Here is a 10,953-nt window from a genome sequence, read left to right as displayed (position 1 = left end):
GGGCGCCCTGGGCGGCCAGGACGAACAGGGCGCGGGACTCGTCGGCGGTCAGTCCCGTGACGTCGGTGCGGTAACCGGGCAGGAGGGCGATGCCGCCGTGCCGGCCGCGCTCGGCGTACACCGGGACGCCGGCGGCGGACAGCGCCTCGACGTCCCGGTAGACGGTGCGCACCGACACCTCCAGCCGGCCGGCGAGTTCGCGGGCGGGCACACGGCCCCGGGTCTGCAGGAGCAGCAGGATCGACAGCAGCCGGTCGGACTTCACGGCGGCAGGATCCCGCCGGATGCGGACCCGGCGCAAATGTTGACGGGTTCTGTCAGGTTATCCGGGGATGCTCGGTGCACCGACTCACGAGAGGTGCATCCCTTGACCACCACCGGTTTCACCGACCCGCGCCCCCTCTACACCCGCGCCACCGAGCAGGCGGCCGCCCTGATCAAGACGGTACGGCCGGAACAGCTCGCCGCTCCCACGCCGTGTACCGAGTTCGACGTGCGGGGCCTGCTGAGCCACGTCGTCGGCGGCACCCGGCGGATCGCCGTGGTCGGCGAGGGCGGCGACGGACTCGCGGTGGAACCCGTCGCCGAGGGCGTCGCCGACGACGGCTGGGCGGCGGCCTACGACGAGGTGCGCGTCCGCGCGCTGAAGGCCTGGGCGAGCGACGAGCGGATGACGTCCCGGGTGCGCGTGCCCTGGGGCGAGGTGCCGGGGCACGCGGCGCTGTCCGGGTACGTCATGGAGATCGTGACGCACACCTGGGACCTCGCCGAGGCCGTCGGCCACCCGCACGAACTCGACCCCGAACTCGCCGAGTTCGCGCTCGCCAACGCCCAGCGGGTGCTGCCGGACTCCCGTCCGCGGGACGCGCGGACCCCCTTCGACGACCGCCGCGAGGCCCCCGAGGGGGCGGACGCCTACGGGCGGCTGGCGGCGTGGCTGGGGCGCGAGCCGCTCAGCCGAGCCTGACCCGGGCGAGCTGCCGGGACTGGGCCACCAGGCGGTCGGTGCTGTCCCACACCTCGGCGTCCTCCTCCAGGAAGCCGCCGGCCAGGTTGCGGGTGGTGATCGACACCCGCAGCGGGCCGGGGGCCGGGCGGTGGCGGACGTGCACGGTGAGTTCCACGGTCGGCACCCAGCCCTTGAGGCCCAGCTCGAAGGCGGTGGGCGGGAGGGCGTCCACGGCGAGGAGCAGCGAGAGCGGGTCGGCGTCGCGGCCGTCGGCGAGCCCGAACCAGGCGCGCATCTCCCCCTTGCCGGAGGGCGCGCCGAGCGCCCAGCCGACGGTGGCCGGGTCCAGCTTGAGCATCAGCCGTTCGGTGATGGCGGAGCTGCCGTCGACCGGGGCCGGTCCGTCCTCGGGGCCGAAGCACCGTTCCAGCGGCGGGATCGGGGGCGGGGTGGCCGTCGTACGGACGTCGTCGGGCAGGGTGCCGAGGTCGCCGTAGGAGGCGAGGACGCGGATGCGTTCGACCTCGTTGCCCTCGTCGTCGAACTGGAAGAGCGAGGCCTGGCCGGTGGAGAGGGTCCGGCCGGTGCGCACGGTCTCGGTGCGCACGACCGCGGGGCCCGGCTGGGAGGCGGTCAGGTAGTGGGCGGAGACGGTGAACGGGTCCGGGTGCGGCAGGGTGTCCGCGAGGGCCCGGCCGAGCACGGCCAGCAGGTAGCCGCCGTTGACGGCGCTGATGATGGTCCAGCCGGCCGAGAGGTCGATGTCGTAGACACCGGGCTCGCGCCGGGTCACCGCGGTGTCGCGGTCGAACTCGCTGTCGCCGATCAGGGCCCGCACGGCCGGGGCGGAGGCTGCTTCAGGCATGGCTGAACGGTACAGCAGAAAACTACTAAGCGGTAGCTTTTTATGTGACGGTCGGATGACACGATCCGGCCTCCGGGTGAGGTTCCGGCAATTTCTCGGTAAGTGTCCTGACACGTCCACAACCCCCGGCCGCCGATCTCCCTCTATGGGGACATGAGCCTCACCGGGACTCCGTTCCTCTACCTGACCGTCGTGCTGTCCGTGGTCGCCCTGATACTGCCACTCGTCCTGTGGTCACGGATGCGCGGGCCCCGGCCGCTGCGGGCCGTGGCGCGGGTGCTAATGCTGCTGTTCGCCCAGGGCACGGCCGTCACACTGGTCTTCGTCCTGGTCAACAACCAGAACAACCTGTACGACAACTGGGCCGACCTGCTCGGCACGGGCAACCACGTCCAGCAGGCCGCCGACCTCGGCCGCGACGGCACCGGCGGTATCGCGGTGAAACAGCTGCCCAAGGTGAGACAGGCCTTCTCGGCCGCCCAGGGACCCGGCATGCGCGCCGCCGGCGGGGTGCGGGTCACCCAGCTCCGGGGCCGGGTCTCCGGCGTCAACGCCGAGGTGTACGTCTGGCTGCCGCCGCAGTACGGCGAACCGGCCTACCGCCACACCAGGTTCCCGGTGGTGGAACTGCTGCCGGGCTACCCCGGCTCCGCCAAGGCCTGGTTCGGCTCGATGAAGACCCACGAGCAGCTGCTGCCGCTGATGCGCAGCGGCCAGGTCGCGCCCTTCATCCTGGTCGCCCCGCGCACCAACCTGCTGGCCGGCGTCGACACCGGCTGCGCCAACGTCCCGGGCCAGGTCAACGCCGACACCTGGCTCAGCATCGACGTCCCGAAGATGGTCACGGACAACTTCCGGGCCCAGCCGGCGCCCCAGGGCTGGGCGGTGGCCGGCTACTCGGCGGGGGCGCACTGCGCGGTCAAGCTGGCCGTGGCCCACCCGGACCGGTACCGGGCCGCGGTGAGCATGTCCGGCTACAACGACCCGATCGGCGAACGCAACTCCCTCGCCGCCCAGACCCCCGCCCTGCGCGCCGCGAACAACCCCTACCTGCTGCTGCGGAAGGCGGCCGAACCGCCCCGGATCGCGCTGTACCTCTCCGGCGAGTCGGGCGACGGCTACCAGGCGGGCATGGCGCTGGAGTCCGTCGCCAAGGCGCCGACCACGGTGCGGGTGGTGTTCCTGCCGCGCAGCGCGGGCGGTCACACCATGGCGCTGTGGCGTCCGCAGGTGGACGGCGTCTTCCGCTGGCTGACCCTGCAGATGGGCCAGAGCCACGCCAAGGGCCGGGACACGTCCGTCGCCGGGGGCACTACTCCTCCGTCACCGTCGACCGGCGGTTCCACGCACGCGGCGCTCGCCAGTGGAACCGCATCGCGAGCAGGCGCAGCACGAAAGCCGTGACGACCGCGAGGGCGCTGGTGAGGGGGTTGAGCGCGTCGTAGCGGAGGCACAGCACGACCATCGTGGCGCCGACGATCGCCGGGACCGCGTACAGGTCGCGGTCCCAGCGCAACAGCGAGGGCACCTCGTTGGCCAGCACGTCCCGCAGCACGCCGCCGCCCACGGCGGTGGCCAGGCCCAGCGTCGCCGACGCGGTCAGGCCGAGGCCGTAGCTGTACGCCTTCGTCGTACCGCTGACGCAGAACAGGCCGAGGCCGGCCGCGTCGAAGACGAGCACCGCCGACTGGATGCGCTCCACGTGCGGGTGCAGGAAGAAGACGACGAGCGCGGCGATCAGCGGGGTCAGGAAGTACCCGAGGTCCGTGAAGGCGGCCGGGGGCACGGCCCCGATGATCACGTCGCGGAACAGCCCCCCGCCCAGCGCGGTGACCTCGGCGAGCACGGCGATGCCGAAGACGTCGAAGTTCTTCCGGACGGCCAGCAGCGCGCCGGAGATCGCGAACACGAAGATGCCGATGACATCCAGCGTGTGCTGGACGGAGGGACTGAAGAGTTGCTGGAGCTGCACCCTGACATTCTTACCCGTCGGAGTGCGTGAACCTTACAAAGCCAGGCTCACAGGGCGGGTTTCCCTGTGGTGAACAGCCAGGTGTCGAAGAGGTCGTCCAGCTGCTGCCCGCTGACGCGCTCGGCGAGGCGGATGAAGTCGGCGGTGTCCGCGTTGCCGTACCGGTGGAGCCGGGTCCAGGCCGGGAGCAGCCTGAAGAAAGCCGCGTCGCCGATCCGCTCGCGCAGCACCTGCAGCGTCATCGCGCCGCGCTGGTAGACCGCGGAGGCGAACATGGTGTCCCGCTGCGGGTCGGCGACCTTGATCTGCCAGAAGGCGGAGTCGGCGGGCCGGGCCGCGTAGCCGGCCAGGAAGGAGTCGTGCGCGGTGCGGGTGCCCTGGTGCTCGGCCCACAGCCACTGGGCGTAGGTGGCGAAGCCCTCGTTCAGCCAGATGTCCTTCCACCGCGCCACGCTCACCGAGTCGCCGAACCACTGGTGGGCCAGCTCGTGCACGATGGTCGTCTCGTTGCGCACGGCCGAGTAGGCGGGCTTGCTCTGCACCTCCAGCGAGAACCCCGCCTCCGGCATGTCGTCGACGATCGCGCCGGTCTCCTCGAAGGGGTACGGCCCGAAGACCTGCGACCAGTAGTCGGTCGCGGCGGCGGTGACGGCGTACACGTCGACGTTGCTGCGGTCCTTCAGGACGGGGTCGGTGGCGACGTAGATCGGGATGCCGCCGGGCGTACGGCCGGTGCGCACGTCGAACTTGCCGATGGTGGCGGTGGCGAGGTAGGTCGCCATCGGCTTCGACTCCCGCCAGTGGGTGTACGTCGAGTCGCCCTTGTCGTACGTCGACACCAGCCGGCCGTTGGAGACCCCGGTGAGGCCCCGGGGAGCCTTGATCCGGATGTCGTAGGTGGCCTTGTCGGCGGGGTGGTCGCTGGACGGGAACCAGGTGGAGGCGGCATTGGGTTCGCAGGCGACGAAGACGCCGTCGGGGGTCTTCATCCACCCGTAGGCGGAACCGAAGACGATCGGCCCGCCGAGGGCCTGCGGTACGCCCCCGTAGGTCACGGAGACGGTGAAGTCGCGGCCCTCGCGCAGCGGGCGGCGCGGGGTGACGGTGATCTCGTCGCCGTCGCGCGTGAACCGGGCGGGTCTGCCGTCGACCCGGACACCGGTGACCTCAAGCTGCTGGAGGTCGAGGTCGAAGGAGGAGAGCTGCTGGGTGGCGCGGGCCCGGAGGGTGGTACGGCCGTCCAGGCGGCCGGTGTCCGGGGCGTAGGCGACGTCCAGGTCGTAGTGGCGGGCGTCGAAGCCGCCGTTGCCCAGCCGGGGGAAGTAGGTGTCGCCGATGCCCGGGGCGCCGGGGGTGGGCGCGGAGGAGGCGGCGATGACGAGGAAGGAGGCTGCCGCGGTGGCGACAGCCCCCAGACGTGCCGAACGGGAGAGTGGCATGGTCGTCCCTTTCGAGCGTGCCGATCACTGGTCGGACGCGGACGACTCTTCACTCTCCCGTTCGGGCATGTACATGACTTTACCTAGTTGTCATGTGCTACTTGCCGGTTGACTCCTGGGAGTCGGTGGCGTCGGTGCCGGTCCCGTCCGAACCCTCAGGCTCGACGGAACTCCCGGCGGACTCGGCCTCCTTGACCGCCTTGGCCTCCTTGGCCGCCTCGACCGCCTCGACGGCCGCCACAGCCTCTTCGGCCGCCGGCGCCTTGTCGGCCACCGGCTCACCGTCGGCCGCCGCCTTGGCCTCCTCGGCCGCGGGGACCTCCTCAGCCGCCGGAGCCTTCTCAGCCACCGGGGCCTTCTCGGCCACCGGCTCGCCGTCGGCCGCCGCCTTGGCCTCCTTGGCCTCCTCGACCGCCGCCTTGGCCTCCTCGACCGCCTCGACCGCCTCGACCGCGGGGACCTTCTCAGCCACCGGGGCCTTCTCGGCCACCGGCTCGCCGTCGGCCGCCGCCTTGGCCGCCTTGGCCTCCTCGACCGCCTCGGCGGCCGCCGTGGCCTCCTCGGCCGCGGGGACCTTCTCGGCCGTCGACGCCTTCTCGGCCGCCGGAGCCTTCTCGGTCGCCGGGGCCTTGGCGGGTGCCGGAGCGCCGTCGGACGGGCCGCCCGAGACGACCGCGTCCGGAACCAGTTCCGACGCCTCCTTCGCCGCCGAGAGCAGGACCGTGTCCTGGGGGGCCTGGTCGGCGAAGTTCTCCGGGTGGTGGCACGCGACCCGCTGGCCGGGCTTCAGCTCCACCAGCTGCGGCTCGGTCGTCTTGCAGATCTGCGTCGCCTTCCAGCAGCGCGTGTGGAAGCGGCAGCCGCTCGGCGGGGAGATCGGCGAGGGCACGTCACCCTTGAGCAGGATGCGCTCGCTCTTCTCGTTCTTCCGCCGCGGGTCCGGGATCGGGACCGCCGACATCAGCGCCCTGGTGTACGGGTGCATGGGCGTCCTGTACAGCGACTCCCGGTCGGCCAGCTCCACGATCTTGCCGAGGTACATCACCGCGATCCGGTCCGAGACGTGCCGGACGACCGAGAGGTCGTGCGCGATGATCACGTACGTCAGACCCAGCTCCTCCTGGAGGTCGTCCAGCAGGTTCACGACCTGTGCCTGGATCGACACGTCCAGCGCGGAGACCGGCTCGTCCGCCACGACCAGCTTCGGGTTGAGCGCGAGCGCCCGGGCGATGCCGATGCGCTGGCGCTGGCCGCCGGAGAATTCGTGCGGGTAGCGGTTGTAGTGCTCCGGGTTGAGCCCGACCACCGACAGCAGCCGCTGCACTTCCTTCCTGACCCCGCCCTCGGGCTCGACGCCCTGCAGCCGGAACGGGGCCCCGACGATCGTGCCGATGGTGTGCCGCGGGTTGAGCGAGGAGTACGGGTCCTGGAAGATCATCTGCACGTCGCGGCGCATCGGCCGCATCCCGGCGACGCCGAGGTGCGTGATGTCCCTGCCCTCGAACTCGATCGTCCCCGCGGTCGGTTCGAGCAGCCGGGTGATCAACCGGCCCATCGTCGACTTGCCGCAGCCCGACTCGCCCACCACGCCGAGGGTCTCGCCGGCCTTGACCTCGAAGTCGATGCCGTCGACCGCGTGGACCGCGCCGACCTGCCGCTGGAAGAGGCCCTTCTTGATGGGGAAGTGCTTCTTGAGGCCCGTCACCTTCAGCAGGGTCTCGCCGGAAGCCGCTCCCTCGGCGAGGACGGCCGTGCCGGAGGCCGCGGCCTCGGCGTCGCCGCTCTGTGCGGGGATGCTCACTGGTTTGTCCTCTGCGTTCTCGCTCACAGCTTCGGCGCAATCTCTTCGGTCCAGATACGCTCCCGCTGTTCCGGCGTCATGTGGCATGCGGCCCAGTGCCGGCTGCCGACTTCGGCCAGCTCGGGGCGCACCGTGCGGGTGACGTTGTCCTTCGGTACGTCGGCGTACGGGCAGCGCGGGTTGAAGGCGCAGCCGGACGGGACGTTGATCAAGGAGGGCGGGGAGCCCTTGACCGGGATCAGGCGTTCCTGCTGCTCGCGGTCCAGCCGCGGCATGGAGCCGAGCAGGCCCCACGTGTAGGGGTGCCGGGGCTCGTAGAACACCTTGTCCGCCGGACCGCGCTCGACACAGCGGCCGCCGTACATCACCAGGATGTCGTCGGCGAGTTCGGCGACGACGCCCAGGTCGTGGGTGATGATGATGACCGCGGAGCCGAACTCCTTCTGCAGGTCCCGGATGAGGTCGAGGATCTGCGCCTGAACCGTCACGTCGAGGGCGGTCGTCGGCTCGTCCGCGATGAGCAGTTCGGGGTTGTTAACCAGCGACATCGCGATCATCGCGCGCTGGCGCATACCGCCGGAGAACTCGTGCGGGTAGCTGTCGACCCGCTTGTCCGGCTGCGGGATGCCCACGCGGTCGAGCATCTCGACCGCGCGGCGCTTGGCGGTCTTCTTGTCGACGCCGTGGTGGACCCGGTAGGCCTCCACGATCTGCTGGCCGATCGTGTAGTACGGGTGCAGCGCGGACAGCGGATCCTGGAAGATCATCGCCATCTGACGGCCGCGCAGCCTGCGGACGTGGTCCGGGTCGGCGGACAGCAGTTCCGTACCGTTCAGCCAGATCTCACCGGATATCTGGGCCTTGCGCTTGCCGTACTGGCCGGCCGTGTGCAGACCCATGATGCCGAGCGAGGTCACCGACTTGCCGGAACCCGACTCGCCGACGATGCCGAGGGTCTTGCCCTTCTCCAGCTGGAAGCTGAGACCGTCCACGGACTTCACCAGTCCGTCGTCGGTCGGGAAGTGCACCTTCAGGTCACGCACTTCCAGGAAGGAGCTCGGGGCGGGCGTGGCCGCGGCGGGCTCGCCCACGGCGGCGCCGGTCTTGCTCAGATCGGTCATGACAGCCTCACTCGGGGGTCGATCACGGCGTACAGGATGTCCACCACGAGGTTGGCGATCAGCACCGCGAGAGAAGTGATCAGGGTGACGCCCAGGATGATGGGCAGGTCCTGGTTCTTGATGGCGTCGAGCACGGCGCGGCCGAGGCCGGGCAGGTTGAACGTCGACTCCGTCAGGATGGCGCCGCCGATGAGCGCGCCGAGGTCCATGCCGAGCATGGTCAGGATGGGCGTCATCGTGGAGCGCATGGCGTGCTTGCCGATGACCACCTGCTCCTTGAGGCCCTTCGCGCGCGCCGTGCGGATGTAGTCCTCGCCCAGGATCTCCAGCATGGTGGCGCGGGTGATCCGGGCGTACATCGCCGCGTAGAGGAACGCGAGGGTGATCCAGGGCAGGATCATGCCGCCGAACCAGCCGGTGAAGCTCTCGTCCAGCGGCACGTACTTCGCGTCCAGCCATTTCAGGCCGAAGGCGAAGACCGCCAGGGAGATCATGCCGGTGAAGTAGATGGGCAGGGAGACGCCGGACAGCGCGACGACCATCGCACCGCGGTCCCAGAGGCTGCCCCGCTTGAGCGCGGAGAGCACACCCGCGGACACGCCGAGGACCAGCCAGAGCACTGCGGCGCCGAGCGCGAGACCCAGGGTCACCGGGAAGCGGTCGGTCAGCACCGGCCAGACGGCCTGCTCGCTGCGGAAGGAGTAGCCGAAGCACGGAGCGGAGCAGTGGGTGACGTCGCCGCCGGCCGAGTAGGTGCGGCCGGCGAAGATGCCCTTGAAGAACTCCCAGACCTGGACGTAGATCGGGTCGCCGAGGCCCAGTTTCACTCGCACCGCTTCGACGGCGGCAGGGTCGGCCTGCTTGCCCACGAAACTCGTGGCGATGTCCACGCCCGCCCACTTGGGGACGAGGAAGAAGATGCCGAAGACCACCATGATGATGACCACGAGCATCACTGCGGCGGCGAACAGCCGCCTGATGAGGTAAGCGAGCACAGCTTACGGCCCGCCGCGGACCGCGGGCCACCGGAGGTCGTCCGGTGGCCCGCGATCACGCCGCGCCGGCCTTCACCTGCCTTTCGTGCCGTACGGCGGGTGTACCGGGGACTACTTCGCGGACTTCAGGCCGAGGTTGACGAAGTCGTACATACCGCTGTAGCCGTCGGTGGTGTACACGTTCGCCAGGTTGGACCCGCGCCAGTTGATGAACTTTTCGAAGACGAAGGGCAGGTAGTACGCGCCCTCCATGACCTTGTGGTTGATCTCGGTGGCGACCTTCGCCTTGCCGCCGTCGTCCAGCGTGTTGACGTACTGGTCGAACAGGCCGTCGATCTTCTTGTCCTTGATCAGGGCGTAGTTGTTGTTGCCGCTCTCAGCGATGTACTTGCTGTCCCACAGCGGCAGACCGAAGCCCTGGACGGACGGGAAGTCCGGGCCCCAGCCCATGATGATGATGCCGTAGCCCTTCTTCTTCACGTTCGAGGGGCTGCCGATGATGCCGGTGGTCTGCGAGCCGTCGAACTGGTCGATCTGCGCGTTGATGCCGATCTTCTTCAGCGACGCCTGCAGCGACTGGGCCGTGGCCACCTCGACCGGCTTGTTGTTGCGGACGGCGATGGTGGTGGAGAAACCGTTCGGCTTGCCGCAGGCCTTCAGCGCTTCCTTGGCCTTGGCGACGTTGCCGTTCTTGTCGGCGCCGGCGGCGTTGTACGGGTCGTACTTCTGCCCCTCCGCACCGGGGACCGACGGCGGCAGCATGTTGGTGCCGATGTCACCACCGGCGACCGGGCCGCCGCGGGCGGTCTGCAGCGAGACGTGGTCCGCGCCGAGGATGACGGCCTTGCGGCACTCGATGTTGTCGAACGGCTTCACGCTCTGCGGGAAGACCGCGTAACGGATGTAGCCGGAGACCGGGTTGTCCAGGTTGGCCTTGTGCTCCTTCAGGGCGGTGGTACGGCCCTGGGGCGACATGCCGGTCTGGTTGATGTCCAGGTCCAGGTCACCGTTGAGCAGGCGCTGGTCCAGCTGGTTGGCGTCCGAGAAGAACTGGATGGTGATCTTGTCCGGGTAGGCCTTGCGGAGCGGGTCCGAGGACTGCTTCCACTGGTCGTTGCGGACCAGAGTGAGGTCCTTGCCCGGGCTGTACGACTGGAACTTGTACGGGCCGGAGGAGAACGGGTGCAGGCCGTACTTCGACTTGGTGTCCTTGTCCTGGCGCACCGGGGACGCCGAGACCAGGGCCAGCATCTCCTGGAAGTCCGAGTTCGCCTTCGGCAGGTGGAAGACGATGGTCTTCGCGTCCGGCGTGTCGATCGCCTTCAGGCCGAGCTTGTCCTTGGCGGAGTCCTTGTACGGACCCTTGTACTGGCCCTTGGGGTCGAGGACGTCCTTCAGGTACGTCGGACCGCCGGACAGGACGTCCTGGGCCCAGACGCGCTCAATGCCGTACTTGATGTCCTGGGACGTGATCGGCTTGCCGTCCTCCCAGGTGATGCCGTCACGCAGGGTGTACGTGTAGGTCTTGCCGTCGTCGGTGACCTTGGCGAGTCCGGTGGCGAGGTCCGGGGTCAGCTGGGCGCCGGCCTTGCCGGGCTCCGTCTTGTTCGTGACGAGCTGGCGGCTGTAGTAGCGCGCGAAGTTCCACATGAAGCCGTAGTAACCGCGCGTGGTGTCCCACGAGTCGGCGTCCTGGGCTCCGCCGAACCGCAGCGTGCCGCCCTTCTTGGCCGCGGAGGCCTGGGCGACCTTGTTGTTGGCCGCGTCGAAGCCGGCCGCGCCGTTCTTCGAGCCCTTCTCGTCGCTGTCTC

General features: G+C 69.8%; 10 protein-coding genes. 2 read left to right on the top strand and 8 right to left on the bottom strand.

The genetic code is table 11. The features are described from left to right. On the bottom strand, positions 1-265 hold a 265-nt coding region (locus tag IE312_RS39600), incomplete at its 3' end, for a helix-turn-helix transcriptional regulator (protein WP_229899560.1). A gap of 102 nt (positions 266-367) precedes the next feature. Between IE312_RS39600 and IE312_RS11460 the strand changes: the two genes are divergently transcribed. Beyond that, positions 368-967, top strand: coding sequence for a TIGR03086 family metal-binding protein (locus IE312_RS11460; RefSeq protein ID WP_229899558.1), 600 nt, complete (start codon positions 368-370; stop codon positions 965-967). Here IE312_RS11460 and IE312_RS11455 read toward each other — a convergent pair. Further along, the gene (locus IE312_RS11455; RefSeq protein WP_189980881.1) at positions 954-1,814 is read right to left on the bottom strand and encodes a thioesterase family protein; all 861 of its coding nucleotides are present in this window, start codon (positions 1,812-1,814) and stop codon (positions 954-956) included. The genes IE312_RS11460 and IE312_RS11455 overlap by 14 nt on opposite strands. A gap of 153 nt (positions 1,815-1,967) precedes the next feature. Between IE312_RS11455 and IE312_RS11450 the strand changes: the two genes are divergently transcribed. Then, positions 1,968-3,218, top strand: a complete 1,251-nt coding sequence (locus IE312_RS11450; protein WP_189980879.1) for an alpha/beta hydrolase — start codon at positions 1,968-1,970, stop codon at positions 3,216-3,218. On the opposite strand, the gene IE312_RS11445 is transcribed toward IE312_RS11450, so the two are convergent. The 6 genes from IE312_RS11445 to IE312_RS11420 all read right to left on the bottom strand — a co-directional run. After that, on the bottom strand, positions 3,127-3,786 hold the full coding sequence (locus IE312_RS11445) for a trimeric intracellular cation channel family protein (RefSeq protein WP_189980877.1): 660 nt from the start codon (positions 3,784-3,786) through the stop codon (positions 3,127-3,129). The genes IE312_RS11450 and IE312_RS11445 overlap by 92 nt on opposite strands. A 47-nt stretch (positions 3,787-3,833) precedes the next feature. Beyond that, a complete protein-coding gene (locus IE312_RS11440) occupies positions 3,834-5,225 on the bottom strand; it encodes a M1 family metallopeptidase (RefSeq protein WP_189980875.1) in 1,392 nt (463 codons plus the stop codon). Between the two features lie 97 nt (positions 5,226-5,322). Beyond that, complete coding sequence (locus IE312_RS11435; protein WP_229899556.1) at positions 5,323-7,026, bottom strand: ABC transporter ATP-binding protein; 1,704 nt, start codon at positions 7,024-7,026, stop codon at positions 5,323-5,325. Between the two features lie 23 nt (positions 7,027-7,049). After that, positions 7,050-8,147 carry an ABC transporter ATP-binding protein gene (locus IE312_RS11430; RefSeq protein ID WP_189980871.1) on the bottom strand — a complete coding sequence of 366 codons (1,098 nt, stop codon included), beginning with the start codon at positions 8,145-8,147 and terminating at the stop codon, positions 7,050-7,052. Beyond that, positions 8,144-9,142, bottom strand: a complete 999-nt coding sequence (locus IE312_RS11425) for an ABC transporter permease (RefSeq protein WP_189980870.1) — start codon at positions 9,140-9,142, stop codon at positions 8,144-8,146. The genes IE312_RS11430 and IE312_RS11425 overlap by 4 nt, the downstream gene beginning before the upstream one ends. Before the next feature lie 111 nt (positions 9,143-9,253). Next, on the bottom strand, positions 9,254-10,953 hold a 1,700-nt coding region (locus IE312_RS11420; RefSeq protein ID WP_229899554.1), incomplete at its 5' end, for an ABC transporter substrate-binding protein.

This window comes from Streptomyces capoamus (assembly GCF_014654935.1).
Lineage (GTDB): Bacteria > Actinomycetota > Actinomycetes > Streptomycetales > Streptomycetaceae > Streptomyces > Streptomyces capoamus.
This window is presented reverse-complemented; position numbering and strand designations above follow the sequence as displayed.

Coding starts and splice junctions, on each gene's coding strand:
- IE312_RS11455 (WP_189980881.1), bottom strand. CDS start 1,814: ATGCCTGAAGCAGCCTCCGCCCCGGCCGTGCGGGCCCTGATCGGCGAC.
- IE312_RS11450 (WP_189980879.1), top strand. CDS start 1,968: ATGAGCCTCACCGGGACTCCGTTCCTCTACCTGACCGTCGTGCTGTCC.
- IE312_RS11440 (WP_189980875.1), bottom strand. CDS start 5,225: ATGCCACTCTCCCGTTCGGCACGTCTGGGGGCTGTCGCCACCGCGGCA.
- IE312_RS11430 (WP_189980871.1), bottom strand. CDS start 8,147: ATGACCGATCTGAGCAAGACCGGCGCCGCCGTGGGCGAGCCCGCCGCG.